The 17,212-nt window shown below is 71.8% G+C and carries 20 protein-coding genes; 11 read left to right on the forward strand and 9 right to left on the reverse strand.

The window, feature by feature from the left end; all coding sequences use genetic code 11:
• The first annotated feature begins 306 nt into the window (after positions 1 to 306).
• A complete protein-coding gene (locus tag ACFXPX_RS31725) occupies positions 307 to 657 on the forward strand; it encodes a hypothetical protein (protein ID WP_380644225.1) in 351 nt (116 codons plus the stop codon).
• Here the strand turns inward: ACFXPX_RS31725 and ACFXPX_RS31730 are convergent.
• Complete coding sequence (locus ACFXPX_RS31730; protein ID WP_375894738.1) at positions 632 to 1,240, reverse strand: TetR/AcrR family transcriptional regulator; 609 nt, start codon at positions 1,238 to 1,240, stop codon at positions 632 to 634. The genes ACFXPX_RS31725 and ACFXPX_RS31730 overlap by 26 nt on opposite strands.
• A gap of 102 nt (positions 1,241 to 1,342) precedes the next feature.
• Here ACFXPX_RS31730 and ACFXPX_RS31735 point away from each other — a divergent pair, with 102 nt between their 5' ends.
• Complete coding sequence (locus ACFXPX_RS31735; protein WP_380644226.1) at positions 1,343 to 2,539, forward strand: macrolide family glycosyltransferase; 1,197 nt, start codon at positions 1,343 to 1,345, stop codon at positions 2,537 to 2,539.
• A 128-nt stretch (positions 2,540 to 2,667) separates the two neighbouring features.
• Positions 2,668 to 4,245, forward strand: coding sequence for a histidine ammonia-lyase (hutH, locus tag ACFXPX_RS31740; RefSeq protein ID WP_380531800.1), 1,578 nt, complete (start codon positions 2,668 to 2,670; stop codon positions 4,243 to 4,245).
• Between the two features lie 28 nt (positions 4,246 to 4,273).
• On the opposite strand, the gene ACFXPX_RS31745 is transcribed toward hutH, so the two are convergent.
• The gene (locus ACFXPX_RS31745) at positions 4,274 to 4,708 is read right to left on the reverse strand and encodes a hypothetical protein (RefSeq protein ID WP_375894744.1); all 435 of its coding nucleotides are present in this window, start codon (positions 4,706 to 4,708) and stop codon (positions 4,274 to 4,276) included.
• A gap of 251 nt (positions 4,709 to 4,959) precedes the next feature.
• Between ACFXPX_RS31745 and ACFXPX_RS31750 the strand changes: the two genes are divergently transcribed.
• The 6 genes from ACFXPX_RS31750 to hutI all read left to right on the forward strand — a co-directional run bounded on the left by ACFXPX_RS31750 (position 4,960) and on the right by hutI (position 11,840).
• A complete protein-coding gene (locus ACFXPX_RS31750) occupies positions 4,960 to 5,829 on the forward strand; it encodes a MurR/RpiR family transcriptional regulator (protein WP_360239715.1) in 870 nt (289 codons plus the stop codon).
• 89 nt (positions 5,830 to 5,918) lie between these two features.
• The gene (locus ACFXPX_RS31755; RefSeq protein WP_375894747.1) at positions 5,919 to 6,239 is read left to right on the forward strand and encodes a hypothetical protein; all 321 of its coding nucleotides are present in this window, start codon (positions 5,919 to 5,921) and stop codon (positions 6,237 to 6,239) included.
• Positions 6,240 to 6,412: 173 nt separating this feature from the next.
• Entirely contained in the window at positions 6,413 to 8,083 is a 1,671-nt protein-coding gene (hutU, locus tag ACFXPX_RS31760) for a urocanate hydratase (protein ID WP_375894749.1), read from the forward strand.
• A 17-nt stretch (positions 8,084 to 8,100) separates the two neighbouring features.
• Positions 8,101 to 9,282, forward strand: a complete 1,182-nt coding sequence (locus ACFXPX_RS31765) for an allantoate amidohydrolase (protein WP_380531798.1) — start codon at positions 8,101 to 8,103, stop codon at positions 9,280 to 9,282.
• Positions 9,273 to 10,634, forward strand: coding sequence for a formimidoylglutamate deiminase (locus ACFXPX_RS31770; RefSeq protein ID WP_380531787.1), 1,362 nt, complete (start codon positions 9,273 to 9,275; stop codon positions 10,632 to 10,634). The genes ACFXPX_RS31765 and ACFXPX_RS31770 overlap by 10 nt, the downstream gene beginning before the upstream one ends.
• A 30-nt stretch (positions 10,635 to 10,664) precedes the next feature.
• Positions 10,665 to 11,840 carry an imidazolonepropionase gene (gene hutI / locus ACFXPX_RS31775; RefSeq protein ID WP_380531784.1) on the forward strand — a complete coding sequence of 392 codons (1,176 nt, stop codon included), beginning with the start codon at positions 10,665 to 10,667 and terminating at the stop codon, positions 11,838 to 11,840.
• A 52-nt stretch (positions 11,841 to 11,892) separates the two neighbouring features.
• Here the strand turns inward: hutI and ACFXPX_RS31780 are convergent, their stop codons facing one another.
• Entirely contained in the window at positions 11,893 to 12,075 is a 183-nt protein-coding gene (locus ACFXPX_RS31780) for a DUF397 domain-containing protein (RefSeq protein WP_380531781.1), read from the reverse strand.
• Positions 12,068 to 12,934, reverse strand: coding sequence for a helix-turn-helix domain-containing protein (locus tag ACFXPX_RS31785; RefSeq protein ID WP_380644227.1), 867 nt, complete (start codon positions 12,932 to 12,934; stop codon positions 12,068 to 12,070). The genes ACFXPX_RS31780 and ACFXPX_RS31785 overlap by 8 nt, the downstream gene beginning before the upstream one ends.
• Positions 12,935 to 13,229: 295 nt before the next feature.
• Between ACFXPX_RS31785 and ACFXPX_RS31790 the strand changes: the two genes are divergently transcribed.
• Both ACFXPX_RS31790 and ACFXPX_RS31795 read left to right on the forward strand, forming a co-directional pair.
• Positions 13,230 to 13,604 carry an ATP-binding protein gene (locus tag ACFXPX_RS31790; protein WP_380531776.1) on the forward strand — a complete coding sequence of 125 codons (375 nt, stop codon included), beginning with the start codon at positions 13,230 to 13,232 and terminating at the stop codon, positions 13,602 to 13,604.
• On the forward strand, positions 13,601 to 13,852 hold the full coding sequence (locus ACFXPX_RS31795) for a hypothetical protein (protein WP_380531774.1): 252 nt from the start codon (positions 13,601 to 13,603) through the stop codon (positions 13,850 to 13,852). Before ACFXPX_RS31790 ends, ACFXPX_RS31795 begins: the two co-directional genes overlap by 4 nt.
• 162 nt (positions 13,853 to 14,014) lie before the next feature.
• Here ACFXPX_RS31795 and ACFXPX_RS31800 read toward each other — a convergent pair whose 3' ends face one another.
• From ACFXPX_RS31800 to ACFXPX_RS31820, 5 genes are all read right to left on the reverse strand, one after another.
• Positions 14,015 to 14,689 carry a rhomboid family intramembrane serine protease gene (locus ACFXPX_RS31800; RefSeq protein ID WP_380644228.1) on the reverse strand — a complete coding sequence of 225 codons (675 nt, stop codon included), beginning with the start codon at positions 14,687 to 14,689 and terminating at the stop codon, positions 14,015 to 14,017.
• Positions 14,690 to 14,914: 225 nt separating this feature from the next.
• Positions 14,915 to 15,385 (reverse strand): NUDIX domain-containing protein, encoded by a 471-nt coding sequence (locus ACFXPX_RS31805; protein WP_380525634.1) that lies wholly within the window; start codon positions 15,383 to 15,385, stop codon positions 14,915 to 14,917.
• 32 nt (positions 15,386 to 15,417) lie between these two features.
• Positions 15,418 to 16,266 (reverse strand): helix-turn-helix domain-containing protein, encoded by an 849-nt coding sequence (locus ACFXPX_RS31810; RefSeq protein ID WP_380525635.1) that lies wholly within the window; start codon positions 16,264 to 16,266, stop codon positions 15,418 to 15,420.
• A gap of 14 nt (positions 16,267 to 16,280) precedes the next feature.
• The gene (locus tag ACFXPX_RS31815) at positions 16,281 to 16,796 is read right to left on the reverse strand and encodes a DUF6879 family protein (RefSeq protein WP_380525636.1); all 516 of its coding nucleotides are present in this window, start codon (positions 16,794 to 16,796) and stop codon (positions 16,281 to 16,283) included.
• Entirely contained in the window at positions 16,768 to 17,022 is a 255-nt protein-coding gene (locus ACFXPX_RS31820) for a hypothetical protein (protein WP_380525637.1), read from the reverse strand. Before ACFXPX_RS31820 ends, ACFXPX_RS31815 begins: the two co-directional genes overlap by 29 nt.
• Positions 17,023 to 17,212 lie beyond the last annotated feature (190 nt).

Genomic DNA, 17,212 nt, shown 5'->3' on the forward strand with positions numbered 1-17,212 from the left:
CGGCGGGGGGCTGGTCGGCCCGCCGACCCTCATCGGACGGGGTGCTCGCCGTGGGCGGTCTGAAAATCACCCGTTACGCCGCTCTCCGCACCCACCCCCTCCACCGCCCCCTCCCGCAGCGCGTCCCTCTCGCCTTGGGCGGGTGAGGGGGAGGGGGGTGGGTGCTGTGGGTGGGGTGGTGCGGGTGGGGATGTGCCGGTTCGGTGACCGGGGTGTTGTGGGTGGGTTGCAGGCCGGGGGGTGGGGTGCCGGGGCGGGGTGGGGTGGTGGGAGGGTGGCGGGGGTTGAACGGGAGTGGGGGCGGCGGTGGGCGGACGGCTGGTGGGTGCGGCGGTGGCCGGGGTGCTGGTGTTCGGGGGCGGGGTGGCGGTGGCCGGTCCGGCTTCGGCGGTGCCGGTGGTGCGGCCGACGGCGTCGGCGTCGGCGGGGGTGGGGGGAACGGGTCCCGGGCGGGTGCACTCGGTGCGGACCGGGTTGAGGGCGCACCAGATCACCGAGCACTCGGCCGTTGCGCGGCACAAGCGCAAGGCCCGGCGCAGTGTGGTCGGCCGGGCGCTCGACGCGCTGTTCGGCTGGTTCGCGCTCGCCGTGCTGGGGGTGCTGCTGGTCGTGGTGCTGCTGGTGTACGCGCTCAGGCGTCGGCGGCAGGCGGGTTGAGGGCCCGTAGGGCGGCGTCGACCAGGCGGTCGGCGTGCTCGTGGGTGAGCGGGCCGATCCGGTACTGCCAGCGGTAGTAGATCGGGCCGTAGAGCAGTTCGACGGCGAGGTCGAGGTCGGCGTCGGGGGCGAGTTGGCCGGCCTCGCGGGCGGTGCGCAGGCGGTCGCGGGTGACCTCCAGCAGCGGGTCCAGCAGCCGGGTGCGGTACTCGGTGTGCAGCGCCGGGTCGTTGAGGATCTCGGCGATGATGGCGCGGTAGGTGCGGTCGGTGCCCGGGTCGGTGAGTTCGTCGCAGGTGGGGCGTAGGACGGCGCGCAGGTCGGCGGCGAGGTCGCCGGTGTCGGGGAGTGCCAGGCCGCCCTCGTGCTGGTTGGCGGCGAGGAAGGCGTCGAAGACGACGGCCCCCTTCGAGGGCCACCACCGGTAGATGGTCTGCTTGCCGACGCCGGCCCGGGCGGCGATCGCCTCGATGGTCAGCTTGCCGTAGCCGATCTCGGCGATGAGTTCGGTGGTGGCGGCGAGGACGGCGGCGCGGGAGCGCTCGCTGCGGCGGGCGGGGTCGGGGGCGGTTCTGGAGGCCATGGGAAAAAGTCTATGCGAAATGGCTAGACGAGACGTATCGTCTTGTCCTGCCCGATGGCGAGACGGTCCGTCTCGTCTCAATCGCCGTTCCCGGAGGTCCTCATGACCCGCCCCCGCCCCGCACACATCCTGATGGTCTCCGTCCCGGCGCACGGGCACGTCAACCCCGGCCTCGCGGTGATCGCCGAGCTGGTCGCCCGGGGCCACCGGGTCAGCTACGTCAACGACCCGTCCTTCCGGGAGGTCGTCGAGTCCACCGGCGCGGCGTTCGTCCCCTACCCGAGTGCGCTGCCGCTCGCCGACGACCCGGCCGGCTGGCCGGCGGACCCGGTGGCGATCCAGGACGTGTTCCTGGACGACGCGCTGTCGATGTGGTCCGTACTGCTGGAGGAGTTCGAGGGCGACCGGCCCGACCTGGTGCTCTACGACATCGCGGGCTTCGCCGGGCGGGCGCTCGGTGAGCGGCTGGGCGTGCCGGTGGTGCAGCTGTCCTCCAGCTTCGTCGGCTGGGACGGCGTGGAGGAGGACCTGGCCGAGGTCTTCGAGGCGATCCGCAACGGCCCCGGCGGTTCCGAGCACTACCGCCGGTTCGGGGCGTGGCTGGCCGGGGCCGGCGCGGTGGAGCGCGACGTGGAGGCCTTCAAGAACCGCCCGGAGCGGTGTGTCGCGCTCGTCCCGCGCGCGCTCCAGCCCCATGCGGACCGGGTCGACGGGCGCCGGTTCGACTTCGTCGGCCCCTGCTTCGGCGACCGCTCCCACCAGGGGCGGTGGGAGCGCCCGGCGGACGCCGAGAAGGTGCTGCTGGTCTCGCTGGGCTCGGCCTTCACCGATCGGCCGGCCTTCTACCGGGCCTGCGTCGAGGCCTTCGGCGACCTGCCGGGCTGGCACGTCGTGCTCCAGGTCGGCAAGCACACCGACCTGGCGGAGCTGGGGGACGTGCCGGACACCGTGGAGGTGCACCGGTGGGTGCCGCAGCTGTCGGTGCTCGCCCAGGCGGACGCCTTCGTCACCCACGCGGGGATGGGCGGCTCCAGTGAGGGGCTGTTCCATGCCGTGCCGATGATCGCGGTGCCGCAGGCCGTCGATCAGTTCGCCAACGCGGACGCGCTGGTGGGGCTCGGTGTCGCCCGTCGGCTGGATACGGAGGCGGCCACCGCGGCGGTGCTGCGGGGCGCGTTGCTGGAGCTGGTCGGGGACCCGGCGGTGGGGGAGCGGCTGGCGGTGCTGGCCGCCGCGGGTCGGGCCGAGGGCGGTACGGCGCGGGCGGTGGACCTGATCGAGGCCGAGTTGAAGGGGTAGGGCGGGCGGGGGTGCCCCCGGGCGTGCGGTCGGGATCCGGGCGGCGGAGAATCCGCACAGCGGAGAATCCGGATGGCGAGCAGCTGTTGTCATATCTTCATTCACCTGGTGTGATTGTGTATATGGATATGCACAGTGCTGTGGCCCCCGACGCTCCGCTGGTCCAGGTCGGCAAGGCCGACGTCAGTGCGGAGGACGTACTGGCCGTCGCCCGGGGCAACGCCCGGGTCGAGATCGGCCCCGACGCGCTCGCCGAGATGGCGGCCGCCCGCGCCCGGATCGACGCCCTCGCGGCCGAACCGCGCCCCGTCTACGGCGTGTCGACCGGCTTCGGCGCCCTCGCCGTCCGGCACATCAGCCCCGAGCTGCGCGCCCAGCTGCAGCGCTCGCTGGTGCGCTCGCACGCCGCCGGGATGGGCCCGGCCGTCGAGCGCGAGGTGGTCCGCGCGCTGATGTTCCTGCGGATGAAGACCCTGGCCTCCGGCCGTACCGGCGTCCGGCCGCTGGTCGCCCAGACCATGGCCGCCCTGCTGAACGCGGGCATCACCCCGGTCGTGCGCGAGTTCGGCTCGCTCGGCTGCTCCGGCGACCTCGCTCCGCTGTCGCACTGTGCCCTGGTGCTGATGGGCGAGGGCACCGCCACCGGCCCGGACGGCGAGGAGAAGCCGGTCGCCGAACTGCTCGCCGCCGCCGGGATCGAGCCGGTCGAGCTGCTGGAGAAGGAGGGCCTGGCCCTCATCAACGGCACCGACGGCATGCTCGGCATGCTGGTGATGGCCATCGCCGACCTCCAGCGGCTCTTCACCACCGCCGACATCACCGCCGCGATGAGCCTGGAGGCGCTGCTCGGCACCGACAAGGTGCTCGCCCCCGAGCTGCACGCCCCGATCCGCCCGCACCCGGGCCAGGCGCTCAGCGCCGCCAACATGCTCGCCGTGCTCAAGGACTCCGGCCTCACCGGCCACCACCAGGACGACGCGCCGCGCGTCCAGGACGCCTACTCGATCCGCTGCGCCCCGCAGGTCGCCGGGGCCGGCCGGGACACCCTGGCGCACGCCCAGCTGGTCGCCTCGCGCGAGCTCGCCGCCTCGGTGGACAACCCGGTGGTGCTGCCGGACGGCCGGGTGGAGTCCAACGGCAACTTCCACGGCGCACCGGTCGCCTACGTGCTGGACTTCCTCGCCATCGCCGCCGCCGACCTCGGCTCGATCTCCGAGCGCCGCACCGACCGGCTGCTCGACAAGGCCCGCTCGCACGGCCTGCCGGCCTTCCTGGCCGACGACCCCGGCGTGGACTCCGGCCTGATGATCGCCCAGTACACCCAGGCGGCGCTGGTCAGCGAGAACAAGCGGCTCGCCGTCCCGGCCTCGGTCGACTCGATCCCGTCCTCCGCGATGCAGGAGGACCACGTGTCGATGGGCTGGTCGGCCGCCCGCAAGCTGCGCCAGGCCGTCGACAACCTCGGCCGGATCCTCGCCGTCGAGCTGACCGCCTCGGCCCGCGCGCTGGAGATCCGTCAGCAGGCCGACACGGCCGGCCGGATCGCCCCGGCCACCGCGGCCGCGATGGCCGCCGCCCGCGAGGCGGGGGTCGGCGGGGCGGGCCGGGACCGCTTCCTCTCGCCGGACCTGGAGGCCGCCGCCGCGCTGGTCGCCTCCGGGGACCTGGTGCGGGCGGTGGAGCGGGTCACCGGGCCGCTGGCCTGAGTTGGCAGCCGTGCGGGACGGCTGGGGCTCAGTCCCAGTCGTTCCGCGACCGGCGGTCGTTCCGCTCGTCGCGGTCGCGGCGGTTGCCCAGCGCGGCGGCGAAGTTGACCCCGACGATGCCCGCCCAGCAGGCCAGCAGTCCGGCGAAGCCGCCGCCGGCCGGGTTGCTCGCGATCGCGGTCAGCGGGATGCCCAGGGCCAGCGAGACCACCGCGAGCTTGTTGCCGGACCGGTTGGAGGACCAGCCGCGGTGGGGTCGGCCGTGGTGCCGGTCCCGGTGGTGGGACGGCTCGTAGTCGTCCAGCCGCGCGGCCACCGAGCGCTCCACCCGGGCGTCCAGGCGGGCGTCGAGGCGCTTCATGAAGGAGTCGAGGAGCTCGTCCTCGTAGTCCTTGCCGAGTTCCTTGCGGGCCTGGAGGGTGGCGTCGAGGTCGCGCCGCAGTTCGTCCTGGCGAGTGTCCATGCCAGTAGCGTGGCGCCACCGCCGGGCCCGGTCCATCCGTTCGCGGGGGGAATCCGGGCGGGCTCAGGGAGAAATCAGGGTTACCCCGAGGCCGCACCCGGAACGTCCGCTCTTCGGTGCCGTCCGTCCGGGACGACGTCCGAACCGTGGGACGTCTCATGAAGCGTCCCGTCGTACGAGACGTCTTTGCCAGCGGCGGCACTCTGCTGCACAGTCGTCGTCCGAACCGCACGCATCCGGAGGTACCGCTGATGACCGCCACCGACGAGGCCGGCACCGTCGGTCCCTCCGCCCGGCTGCTCCAGCTGTTCGAGGGCCACCGGCTGACCCCCACCCAGCGGCGGATCGCCCACTCACTGGTCCGGCACGCCAACGAGGCCCCGTTCCTGTCCAGCGTCGAGGTCGCCGAACTCGCCGGGGTCAGCCAGCCCTCCGTCACCCGCTTCGCCGTCGCCCTCGGGTACGACGGCTACCCGGCCCTGCGCAAGCAGCTGCGCGAACTCGGCGCCGGCGAGCCCGCCGCGCCCGAGACCCCGGACGACGCGGTGCGCAACGAGCACCAGCAGGCCGTCCTCGCCGAGATCGCCCACCTGCGCCACCTCGCCGAGCTGCTCGCCGACCCCGAACCGATCACCCGGGCCGCCCGGCTGCTCGCCGCCTCCCGCCCGCTGCCGGTGCTCGGCCTGCGGGCCGCCTCGGCCCAGGCGCGCGGCTTCGCGTACTTCGCGGCCAAGGTGCACCCGGACATCCGGCTGCTGGACGAGGGCGGCAGCATGCTCGCCGACCGGCTGGAACAGGCCACCGCGGCGGGGGCCACCGCGCTGCTCTGCTTCGCGCTGCCGCGCTACCCGCGGGAGTTGATGGACGCCCTGGTGGTCGCCCGGGACTGCGGGCTGACCGTGCTCACCGTCGCGGACAGCGCCTTCTCACCGGTCGCCAAGCTCTCCGACCTGATGCTGCCGGCCGCCGTCGGCACCGGGCTGGTCTTCGACACCGCCTGCGCGCCGATGATGCTCGGCCGGGTGCTGCTGCAGAGCATGTGCGACGAACTCCCGGGAGCGGAGGCCAGGTTGGAGGCGATCGAGCAGTCCGCGGCGGCCCGGGGCCTGTTCCTGGAGTAGGAACCTTTGGAGTAGGAGTAGCCCGGAACAACGGCCGAAGGACTACTCGTCACGAAGCCGGGCATCCCCTAGTGCAGGGGGTGCCGCCCATGCGCGTGATCCACGAGATGAAGTTCGTCGCCCGCCTGGCCTCGGGTGCCGACGAATGGTCCTGCCCCGCCTGCGGACGCCGCGTCACCCTGCGGCGCCTGCCCGAACCCGAACTGACCGTCCACGACCCGGGCGACGAGTCCGCCGTGCACGTCGGCGTCATCGAACCCGACGCCCGCGCCACCGCCGCCGCCGAGAAGTACGGCCTCGGCCCCGTCCAGAACATCCCCCGCCCGCCCACGCCGCCCGCCCCCGACGCCGCCGACCGCCGCTGGCTCGCCGAGATCGGCATCGACTGGGACGGCGACGCCGCGGCCTGAGGCCGCCCGCTCCAGCCCGTACCGGCCCGTGCCGGGCGGGCCCTTCGGCGTGCCCGGGGGCGGGTTCGGGCCACGGCTGTTCCGATGGAGCCAGGGTCTGGTCGAAAGCCGGTTGTCTAGTTATATTCAGTCGAGCAGAACTTGAATGAATCCATCCGCAGGGAGGCCGGGACATGGTGCAGCAGCAGGCGAGCGGGCCGCGCGAGGTGCGTGCGGCGCGCGGGACGGGGCTCACGACGCAGGGGTGGCAGCAGGAGGCTGCCCTGCGGATGCTCATGAACAACCTCGACCCCGAGGTGGCCGAGCACCCGTCGAAGCTGGTGGTGTACGGCGGCACCGGCAAGGCCGCGCGGGACTGGCGCTCCTTCGACGCCATGGTGAGGACGCTGCAGGGGCTCAAGCAGGACGAGACCATGCTGGTCCAGTCCGGGCGGCCGGTCGGCGTCATGCAGACCCACGAGTGGGCGCCGCGCGTGCTCATCGCCAACTCCAACCTGGTCGGCGACTGGGCGAACTGGGAGGAGTTCCGCCGGCTGGAGAGCCTCGGGCTCACCATGTACGGCCAGATGACCGCCGGCTCCTGGATCTACATCGGCACCCAGGGCATCCTCCAGGGCACCTACGAGACCTTCGCCGCCGTCGCCAACAAGCGCTTCAACGGCAGCCTGGAAGGCACCATCACCCTCACCGCCGGCCTCGGCGGGATGGGTGGCGCCCAGCCGCTGGCCGTCACCATGAACGGCGGCGTGGCGATCTGCATCGACTGCGACCCGTCCCGGATCTCCCGCCGGATCGAGCACCGCTACCTGGACGTCGAGGCCAAGGACCTGGGCCACGCGCTGGAGCTCGCCACCGCCGCCCGCGACAAGAAGCAGCCGCTCTCCATCGGCCTGCTGGGCAACGCCGCCGAGCTCTTCCCGCAGCTGCTCGCGATGGACGCCCCGATCGACATCGTCACCGACCAGACCAGCGCCCACGACCCGCTGAGCTACCTGCCGGTCGGCGTCGCCTTCGACGACATGGCCGACTACGCGGCCGCCAAGCCCGCCGAGTTCACCCAGCGCTCGCGCGAGTCGATGGCCGCCCACGTCGAGGCCATGGTCGGCTTCCTGGACCGCGGCGCCGAGGTCTTCGACTACGGCAACTCGATCCGCGGCGAGGCCCAGCTGGCCGGCTACGACCGCGCCTTCGCCTTCCCCGGCTTCGTCCCGGCGTACATCCGCCCGCTGTTCTGCGAGGGCAAGGGCCCGTTCCGCTGGGCCGCGCTCTCCGGCGACCCGCAGGACATCCACAAGACCGACAAGGCCGTCCTCGACCTCTTCCCGGAGAACGAGTCGCTGGCCCGCTGGATCAAGCTGGCCCAGGAGAAGGTGCACTTCCAGGGCCTGCCCGCGCGCATCTGTTGGCTCGGCTACGGCGAGCGCGACAAGGCCGGCGAGCGCTTCAACGACATGGTGGCCTCCGGCGAGCTGTCCGCGCCGATCGTGATCGGCCGCGACCACCTGGACTGCGGTTCGGTGGCCTCCCCGTACCGCGAGACCGAGGCGATGCTGGACGGCTCGGACGCGATCGCCGACTGGCCGCTGCTCAACGCCATGGTCAACGTCGCCTCGGGCGCCTCCTGGGTGTCCATCCACCACGGCGGCGGCGTCGGCATCGGCCGCTCGATCCACGCCGGCCAGGTCACCGTGGCCGACGGTACGGCGCTCGCGGGCGAGAAGATCCGCCGGGTCCTCACCAACGACCCGGGCATGGGCGTCATCCGGCACGTGGACGCCGGCTACGACCGGGCCGTCGAGGTCGCCGACGAGCGGGGCGTGCGCGTTCCGATGGGTGAGCTGTGACCTCTACGTTCAACGAGATGTGGGCGGAGCTGCTCCCCGTGGGCCGCTCCGCCGCCTCCGGCGGCTACCGCCGCTTCGCCTGGAACTCCGCCGACGCCGAGTGCCGCGCCTGGTTCGAGCAGCAGGCCCGCGACCGCGGCCTGACGTACGAGCTGGACCGCAACGGCAACCAGTGGGCCTGGCTGGGCGACCCGCACGGCCAGGGCGCGGTCGTCACCGGCTCGCACCTGGACTCCGTCCCGGACGGCGGCGCCTACGACGGCCCGCTCGGGGTGGTCTCCTCCTTCGCCGCGCTGGACGAACTGCGCGCCAGGGGAGCGGAGTTCACCAAGCCGCTGGCGATCGTCAACTTCGGTGACGAGGAGGGCGCCCGGTTCGGCGTGGCCTGCATCGGCTCCCGGCTGACCGCCGGGCTGCTGTCCCGCAGGGCCGCGTACGAGCTGCGCGACGCCGACGGCCTGCGCCTGCCCGACGCGATGGAGAAGGCCGGCTACGACCCGACCGCGATCGGCGCGGACGAGGAACGGCTGTCCCGGATCGGCGCCTTCGTCGAACTCCACGTCGAGCAGGGCCGCTACCTCACCGAGGAGCAGCCGGTCGGCGTGGCCGGGGCGATCTGGCCGCACGGCCGCTGGCGCTTCGACTTCCACGGCGAGGCCAACCACGCGGGCACCACCCGGATCGAGGACCGCCGCGACCCGATGCTGACGTACGCCAACACCGTGCTCGCCGCCCGCAAGAAGGCGAAGCTGGCGGGCGCGCTGGCCACCTTCGGCAAGGTCGCGGTGGAGCCCAACGGCACCAACGCGATCGCCTCGCTGGTGCGCGGCTGGCTGGACTCCCGGGCCGCCGACGAGCGGACGCTGACCGAGCTGGTCGCCGAGATCGAGCGGGCGGCCGCCGAGCGCGGTGAACGCGACGGCGTCCGGGTCGAGCTGACCCGCGAGTCGTACACCCCCGTGGTGGACTTCGACGGCCCGCTGCGCGACCGGCTCGCCAAGCTGCTCGAAGCCCCGGTGCTGCCCACCGGTGCGGGACACGACGCCGGGATCCTGGCGTCCGCGATCCCGACCGCCATGCTGTTCGTGCGCAACCCCACCGGGGTCTCGCACTCCCCGGCCGAGCACGCCGAGGAGGCCGACTGCCTGGCCGGGGTCGCCGCCCTCGCCGACGTACTGGAGGACCTGGCGTGTCAGTGACCCTTCCGGTCAGCTACTGGGCGGAGCACGCCTGGCTGCCGCACCACAACGGGCCGGTGGTCGAGCCGGACGTGCTGATCGCGGTCGGCGCCGACGGGCGGATCGCCCGGGTCACGCCGGACAGCGGGCCCTGCCCGCCCGGCGCCGTCCGGCTCGACGGACTGCTGCTGCCCGGCCAGGCCAATGCCCACTCGCACGCCTTCCACCGGGCGCTGCGCGGGCACGTCCAGGTCGGCTCCGGGACCTTCTGGACCTGGCGCGACACCATGTACCGGTTCGCCGGCGCGCTCGACCCGGACAGCTACCTGGCGCTCGCCACCGCCGTCTACGCCGAGATGGCGCTCGCCGGGATCAGTGCCGTCGGCGAGTTCCACTACCTGCACCACGCGCCCGGCGGCGCCCGCTACACCGACCCGAACGCGATGGGCGAGGCGCTGATCGAGGCGGCCGCCCGGGCCGGCATCCGGATCACCCTGCTGGACACCTGCTACCTGTCCTCCGGCTTCGGGGCCGAGCCGACCCACCCGCAGCTGCGGTTCAGCGACGGCGACGCCGAGGCCTGGGCCGCCCGGGCGGACGCGCTCAAGCCGCGCGAACACGCCCGGATCGGCGCCGCCATCCACTCCGTCCGGGCCGTCCCGGCCGAGCAGTTGGGCACCGTCGCGCACTGGTCGGCGATGCGCAAGGCGCCGCTGCACGTCCACCTGTCCGAGCAGACCGCCGAGAACGACGCCTGCCTCGCCGCGCACGGCGTCACCCCGACCCGGCTGCTCGCCGACCACGGCGCGCTCGGCCCGCGCACCTCGGCCGTGCACGCCACCCACCTCACCGACGAGGACGTCAAGCTCCTCGCGGACTCGGGGACCACCGTCTGCATGTGCCCCACCACCGAGCGGGACCTCGCCGACGGCATCGGCCCGGCCCGCCGGCTCGCCTCGGCGGGCAGCCCGATCTCCCTGGGCAGCGACAGCCACGCGGTCATCGACCCGTGGGAGGAGGCCCGGGCGCTGGAGCTGGACGAGCGGCTGCGGACGCGGACGCGCGGCCACTGGACGGCAAACGGGCTGCTGCGGGCGGGCGGCGAGGACGGTCACGCCTCGCTCGGCTGGCCCGAGGCGGGGAGGATCGAGGCCGGGGCGCTCGCCGACTTCACGGCGATCGCGCTGGACTCGGTGCGGACGGCCGGGCCGCCTGCGCGGCTGGGCGCCGAGATCGCGGTGTTCGCGGCCTCGGCGGCGGACGTCCGGCACCTGGTGGTCGGCGGACGGCACGTCGTCCGGGACGGCGTGCACCAGCTGGTGGCCGACGTGCCGGGGGCGCTGCGGGCCGCCATCGGCGCGCTGGACTACTGACACTTTCAACTCGTATCGGAAGGCGCTGTCTTGAGCACCAGGACCACCTTGATCACGGGCATCGGCAGCCTGGTCACCAACGACCCCGGGCAGGGCGGCGGGCCGCTCGGCCTGCTGGCGGATGCTGCCGTGGTCGTCGAGGGTGACCGCGTTGCCTGGGTCGGCCCGGCCGCCCAGGCCCCGGCGGCGGACGAGCGCTTCGACGCCGAAGGCCGGGCCCTGCTGCCCGGCTTCGTCGACTCGCACGCCCACCTGGTGTTCGCGGGGGACCGCACCGCCGAGTTCAACGCCCGGATGTCCGGGCAGGCGTACTCGGCGGGCGGCATCCGGACGACGGTGGCGGCCACGCGGGCCGCTTCGGACGCCGAACTGGACGCCAACCTGGCCGGGTTCGTCCGGGAGGCGCTGCGGCAGGGGACCACGACCATCGAGTGCAAGTCCGGCTACGGGCTGACGGTCGAGGACGAGGCTCGGGCCCTGCGGATCGCTGCGCGGCACACGCCGGAGACGACGTACCTGGGCGCGCACATCGTGGCGCCCGAGTACGCCGAGGACCCGGCGGGGTACGTCGAGCTGGTCACGGGGGAGATGCTCGTCGCCTGTGCGCCGCACGCCCGTTGGGTGGACGTGTTCTGCGAGAAGGGCGCCTTCGACGGCGACCAGGCGCGGGCGGTGCTCACGGCGGGGATCGAGCGCGGGCTCACGCCTCGGGTGCACGCCAACCAGCTCACGTACGGGCCTGGTGTTCAGCTCGCGGTGGAGCTGGGGGCCGCGTCGGCTGATCACTGCACCCACCTGACCGATGAGGATGTCGCGGCGCTGGCGGGATCGGCGACGGTCGCGACCCTGCTGCCCGGGGCGGAGTTCTCCACGCGGGCCGAGTACCCGAGCGGGCGGCGGCTGTTGGACGCGGGGGCGGTGGTGGCGCTGTCCACGGACTGCAACCCGGGGTCGAGTTTTACGAGTTCGATGGCGTTCTGTATTGCCGTGGCGGTGCGGGAGATGGGGATGACCCCGGACGAGGCGGTCTGGGCCGCCACGGCCGGTGGGGCGCATGCCCTGCGGCGTACGGACGTGGGGACGGTAGCGGTCGGCTCGCGGGCCGACCTGCTGCTGCTCGATGCGCCCTCACACGTCCACCTGGCCTACCGCCCGGGCGTGCCGCTGACGGCGGCCGTCTGGCGCGCGGGAGTTCGCGAGGTCTAGGGGACTTGGACGGCCCCCGCGCCCCCGGGGTGGCGGGCGCGGGGGCTCCTTGCTAGTCGAACTCGCCTGCTTTGACGCCCTGGAGGAAGACAGCGAGGTTGAGGCGGGTGGTGCGGATGATGACGTCGCCTTCATCGGACTCGCGGAGTTCGACCAGCCCGTCTATGAAGCGCACCTCGACGCACTCATCGTTCGAGCCGGAGTAGCTGGACTTCTGCCACACGGAGCTATTCACGCTTGCTTTCCATTTCCTTCTTGATGGTTCCGATGAAGTCTCGGGACTCCTCCTCAGAGAGCGCGGCGGAGTCGAATCGCGCGAGCAGGGATCGGAACCTTGCCATGTGAGCTGGAGCGTCAAGGATGCGGATACCGAGACCGGTATCCACCTGGGCTCCATCAAGTTCGGGAACCGGCCCCTCCGCGTATGTGAAGTTCTCGCTGGAGCTTGGCATTGCGCCGATCTCGAACGGAACGACGCGAACCGAGATGGTCGGTTGCCTGGAGTCTTCGATGAGGGCGCCGAGTTGCTCGGAGAGAACTGCCGGTCCACTGAACCGCATGCGTAGCGCGGCTTCGTGGATGAACGCGGAATAGGGTGTCGCGCCGGACCGGATGAGGCGCTGCCGCTGCATTCGGAACGCTGTCCTGAGGTCGATCTCATGACGCGGCAGCGGCGGGAAGGTTTGCGCGAATACGGCAGCGGCGTACGGGCCGGTCTGGAGTTGACCCGGAACGAAAGCCATCGTGTAGGCGGTGAGCCTTCGCGCCTGGCCCTCGAACTCCGCGACATCAACGAAGTCTGCGGAGAGGGTTCCGCGATACTCCTCCCACCAACCTGGCTTCTCGCGCTCCGTGATGATGCTGGAGAGAGCTTCGATCAAGGGCTCGTTGACGCACATGCATGTTGCGGCGATCGTGCGCAGGCGTTCCATGCTGATGCCGATCTTGCCAGCCTCCATCTGCGTCACCTGCGCGGGACTCATGCCGACGAGGCGGCCGAGCTCGCTGCCGCCGAAGCCGGCCTGCTCGCGCATCCGTCGCAGCTCTGCGCCGAGCCGTCGCTGACGGAGCGTCGGGTTCGGGCGTGCAGCCATGGCTTCCTTCCGGGGGTGGGGTCATCCCAGTCTGCCGCGCGCCTTGCCAGTCGGTCCATCCGAGGTGGCCGGTAACACGATAGGGGGAAGATCTGGGATTGGGGTAAAACTTGACCTGGTCCTGGGCTATCGTCATTCTCAGCTCGATCCGACGGATCGTCAGTAATGCCTGCATCAAGGGCAGTAGGCGCCTGCTGCCCTCCGCGCGCCGCAGAGCAGCCGCCGCCCCGGCCTGGCTCACGGCGACGTATCCGCCGTCACCCCTCTCCCACACCACAGCCTCCCGGAGGTTCCCGTGTGCACCCGTAACACCCCCTCTCCCTCCCTCGTCCTCGCGCTCGCCCGGCAGGCCCTGCGGGACGCCCTGGCCCACAGCGGCTGGAACCCGGACACCATCCACGACGCCGAACTCGCCCTCACCGAGCTCATCGTCAACGCCTGGCGGCACGGTGGCACCCCCGCGCCCGTCGTCTGGTTCTCCCTCCTCGGCCCCACCCTCCACGTCTCCGTCGCCGACGAGAGCGACGCCCTTCCGCAGCCCCGTACCCCCACCCACCTCGCCGAGACCGGCCGCGGCCTCCAGCTGGTCGAGGGCCTCACCCACCGCTGGGGCGTCGACCCCCAGAAGCACGGCAAGACCACCTGGTACGAGCTGGACGCGGCCTCGTGACCCGCGACCCCGTCGCCCCCGACGACCCCCGCATGCGCGACTACACCGAGCCCCAGATCACCACCCTCCTCGGCGAGTTGCACCGACGTGGCCTCCCCCACGGCCTCCTCTGGGGCTCCGCCGCCCCCGGCGAGACCACCCTCGACGGCCGCATCCTCATCGACTTCGGCAACGCGCCCGTCAGCACCCTCCTCAACCTCCTCCACCTCCTCCGCGACCTGGAGCGCGACGAGGCCTGGCACCGGTGAGATTCTTCGTCGGCGCGATCCTCCTCGCTCTCCTCGCCCTCGCCATCACCACCGTCGCCCTCGGCGCCATCGCCACCCTCAGGATGCGACCGCCCGAGGACGACGACTGAAACGCGCGAAGGCCCCCGCCTGGGAAGGCGAGGGCCTCGCGGGCACCGCGTTCTAGGCGGTAGCCGAGCGCGCGAGTGGGCGCCCGGGTCGGGGTACGAGGGCGAGGCCGAGCAGGCAGCCTGCCGCCAGGCCCGCGCCGTGGTTGTTCTGCAGGAGGCACAGCAGCGTTCCCGCGGCGGGGATGAGGAGCACGTACCAGGTGTCCCGGAGCGGCCGGCGCGGCGGGTTCGCGCCCAGCAGGCAGCTGACGGCCAGGGCGCCCAGCAGGGCGCAGACGGCCACCGAGTCGCCGCCGCCCTGGGTCGACCAGCCGGCCAGGCTGACCACGTGCGCCAGGACGCCGCCGACGAGGAAGATCACCAGGGTGCGCCACCACCCGAGCGCGGCCTCGGTGACGGCGCCGACCACGAGCAGGGCCGGCAGGTTGATCACGATCTGCATGATGCCCGAGGACTGCACCAGGAGTGCGCTCCCGGCCCGCCACCACTGCCCGTCCGACAGAGCGCCCGGTTGCCGCATCAGGTCGCCGACGACGGAGGGCACCGCGTACTGGACCACGGCCATCACCGCCATCACCGCGAACAGCGCGAACGTGACCCAAGGGCGCCGCGCCAACGCCGCGCGGACCACGGCCAGTACTTCCCCCGGCCCGGCGCCGCCACCCGCGGGGCCACCGGTCCCGGAGCCGCTCGCCGGCCCGGCCAGCACCAGTGTCCGCACTCCCACGCTGACCACCACAGCGGCGCTCGCGTACAACCCGATTTCATGCGGCGACATTGCCTACCCCCGTGAGAACACCTCGGGGCAGCTCGCCCCGTCAACGTGGCCCATCCTGGCAATCGGGTGCCGCCGCGCACCAGGCCCGATGATCACCAGCCACCCATGACAGCCGTCACAACATGCAAGATCAGCGAGCCGGGACGACTGCCGGCGCCATGGATCGGCATTGCGTCAGCCGAGATACGGGAGAGGCCTGCGCTCCAGGAAGTGCTGGAGCCGGAGGCGTTGAGTGTGGTGCATCGGCAACCCCTCGATGTTGCTCGGGGCGACGAACCGAAGGTCGGTGGACTCGTCCGAGATCCGAAGCTCTCCGCCCGTGATGCGGGCGGTGAAGCAGACATTGAACTGCTGCCGGACCTCGCCGTCCGAGTAGGCGATCACGTGTCGGGGGTCGGTGTACGTGCCGACGAGCCCGGTGATCTCGACATCGAGGCCGGTCTCCTCGCGAACCTCCCGGACGGCCGTGCCCGGCAGCGACTCGCCGAGATCCATCGTCCCGCCCGGCAGCGCGTACAGGCCGTTGTCAGTGCGTCGCTGGAGCAGGATGCGCCCTTCGGGATCCGTCACCACTGCGGACGCTGCCACAACCAGCCGGTTGGGCGTGGGGGCGTCGGGATCGTTGTAGTACTCGGTCCGTGCCACGGATCAGCTCTCCTTCTCTGTGCATCGACGTATCAATCCAGGCAGGCCAAAGCGCCAGCGACGAGGGAACGTGCCGTGGCGCCGCGCGCGGCCCCCTGAGAGAGCAGATCAAAGGCGCGGGCATACAGGTCGACCTGGCTGGGTTCCGTGAGCGTCGAGGCGGCGTCCAGAGTGTCCGCGTGGACCCTGGCAGCATCGAAGATCGTGAAGGTAGGCATGGGCCAAACGGTCCGCTGCGCCGCGAACGGGATGATGCCGACGGCGACGTTCGGAAGATCCATGACTCCGAGCAGGTGGCCCAGTTGTGCCGCCATGGCCTCGGCGCTGCACACGCGGTATCGCAGTACTGACTCCTCCAGTACGAAGGAGAACCGGCGTGCGCCATTGCTCAGTACCGTGTTGCGCTTCATGCGGGCTGCCACGGCGTCGTCCACGTCGTTAGGGGTTCCCCGGAAGTCCGCGATGGATGACAGCAGAGCAGCGGCGTATTTAGGCGTCTGGAGGAAACCGGGGATCACGTCGGAGACGTAGACGCGGAAGGCCCTGGTCTGTCGGTACAGGTCCCCGGTGGACTCTTGCAGGTGGCGGAGTCCACCTCGCTGGAGTTGCCGCCATCGCACGTAGGCGTCGGCGGACTGTCGGTTGGCGGCGAGCAGGTCAGGGACTTGACCGTCGGCGGCACAGGCTCGGCACCAGGCCCTGATGTCGGCGTCGGAAGGAGGTGTCTTCGCGTTCTCGACCCGGGACGACTTCGATTCCGACCAGCCGCACCTGGCGGCCAGCTCCCGCCCGCTGATACCCGCATCCTTCCGGATCTCGCTCAGCCGACTGGCAAGGGCCTCGCGAGCCTTCTGAACGCTTGAAGAGGGGTGCGCGGGCATGGAGCTGGCCTGCGTCAGATCTCGTACTGGTGATGTGGGACGGCTCGTTCCCAGACCGCTTCGAACGCGGAGGCGCACAGCTCCACGGTCTCTGGGTCTGCCGTGATCTCGTCCTCGACCACCGCGCCGTCGCCGGAGAAGTGGTGCACCCGGAGCAGCGCGCCATCGAACAGCCAGAAGTCGTTTCCCGGCAAGGGAATGCTCGTGGCCTGCCGCCGTGGCAGCCAGCGGACGTCCTCGCCCGCCGTGACGTTCGCGTGGGTGACGTAGTGCTCCCACCGGATGTACTCGGACACGGGCTCGGACACGACCCGAGCCCGACGGATGACCACGCCCCGGGCCACGGTGTCCGCGATCAGCTGGTCATAGGGATGCCACCAGGACTCGCGCTCCTCCCAGTCGATCCGCTCACCGCGCTGCCACGCCTCGAACCGTTCCGTCGGGGCGTAGGAGTCCCGGAGTTCCAGATGGAAGGCAGACCGCTGGCATTGCTCAAGCAGTTCAGCGAAGTTGGGCACGCTCGATGACATCACACGCCTCCCTGATCATGGGCACCATTCGGGCCGGAAGCCTGACGATGGACTCATCATCGGGTACCGGCCCGTTCGCGGGGCTGCTCCCTTCGCATTCCGCCTGAACCCGGGGGCGAGGGTTCCACCCCTGGAAGAGGATCTCTTGAGCTTCCGGGTCCACCCACACGGTGGGGCAGTGGTCCCGGTCGGTGTTGGGGTCGATGCCAACGAACTCCACGGCCATGGCCGGCTCCCTGGTCTAGGTGCTTGCTCGGGCTTGCACAAGCTTGTCCGGCCAGCTGATACGCAGTCAATGCCGTTATCTGATGCGGTAATTGGCGTGCAAGGTCGTGCAAGTTCATAGAGGCCGGCACGTCGCCGTCCGTAGTGTCTCCTGTGCCGGTAAGGCAGATGGCAGAGGGATTCACCTCGGT

Origin of the sequence: Kitasatospora sp. NPDC059146 (genome assembly GCF_042786665.1) — a bacterium.
GTDB lineage: Bacteria > Actinomycetota > Actinomycetes > Streptomycetales > Streptomycetaceae > Kitasatospora.

What these genes read in the sequence shown, in the direction of transcription:
- ACFXPX_RS31730 (WP_375894738.1), bottom strand. Translation starts at nt 1,240, where the DNA reads ATGGCCTCCAGAACCGCCCCCGACCCCGCCCGCCGCAGCGAGCGCTCC.
- ACFXPX_RS31735 (WP_380644226.1), top strand. Translation starts at nt 1,343, where the DNA reads ATGACCCGCCCCCGCCCCGCACACATCCTGATGGTCTCCGTCCCGGCG.
- hutH (WP_380531800.1), top strand. Translation starts at nt 2,668, where the DNA reads ATGCACAGTGCTGTGGCCCCCGACGCTCCGCTGGTCCAGGTCGGCAAG.
- ACFXPX_RS31745 (WP_375894744.1), bottom strand. Translation starts at nt 4,708, where the DNA reads ATGGACACTCGCCAGGACGAACTGCGGCGCGACCTCGACGCCACCCTC.
- ACFXPX_RS31750 (WP_360239715.1), top strand. Translation starts at nt 4,960, where the DNA reads ATGACCGCCACCGACGAGGCCGGCACCGTCGGTCCCTCCGCCCGGCTG.
- ACFXPX_RS31755 (WP_375894747.1), top strand. Translation starts at nt 5,919, where the DNA reads ATGCGCGTGATCCACGAGATGAAGTTCGTCGCCCGCCTGGCCTCGGGT.
- hutU (WP_375894749.1), top strand. Translation starts at nt 6,413, where the DNA reads ATGGTGCAGCAGCAGGCGAGCGGGCCGCGCGAGGTGCGTGCGGCGCGC.
- ACFXPX_RS31765 (WP_380531798.1), top strand. Translation starts at nt 8,101, where the DNA reads ATGTGGGCGGAGCTGCTCCCCGTGGGCCGCTCCGCCGCCTCCGGCGGC.
- ACFXPX_RS31785 (WP_380644227.1), bottom strand. Translation starts at nt 12,934, where the DNA reads ATGGCTGCACGCCCGAACCCGACGCTCCGTCAGCGACGGCTCGGCGCA.
- ACFXPX_RS31810 (WP_380525635.1), bottom strand. Translation starts at nt 16,266, where the DNA reads ATGCCCGCGCACCCCTCTTCAAGCGTTCAGAAGGCTCGCGAGGCCCTT.
- ACFXPX_RS31815 (WP_380525636.1), bottom strand. Translation starts at nt 16,796, where the DNA reads ATGTCATCGAGCGTGCCCAACTTCGCTGAACTGCTTGAGCAATGCCAG.
- ACFXPX_RS31820 (WP_380525637.1), bottom strand. Translation starts at nt 17,022, where the DNA reads ATGGCCGTGGAGTTCGTTGGCATCGACCCCAACACCGACCGGGACCAC.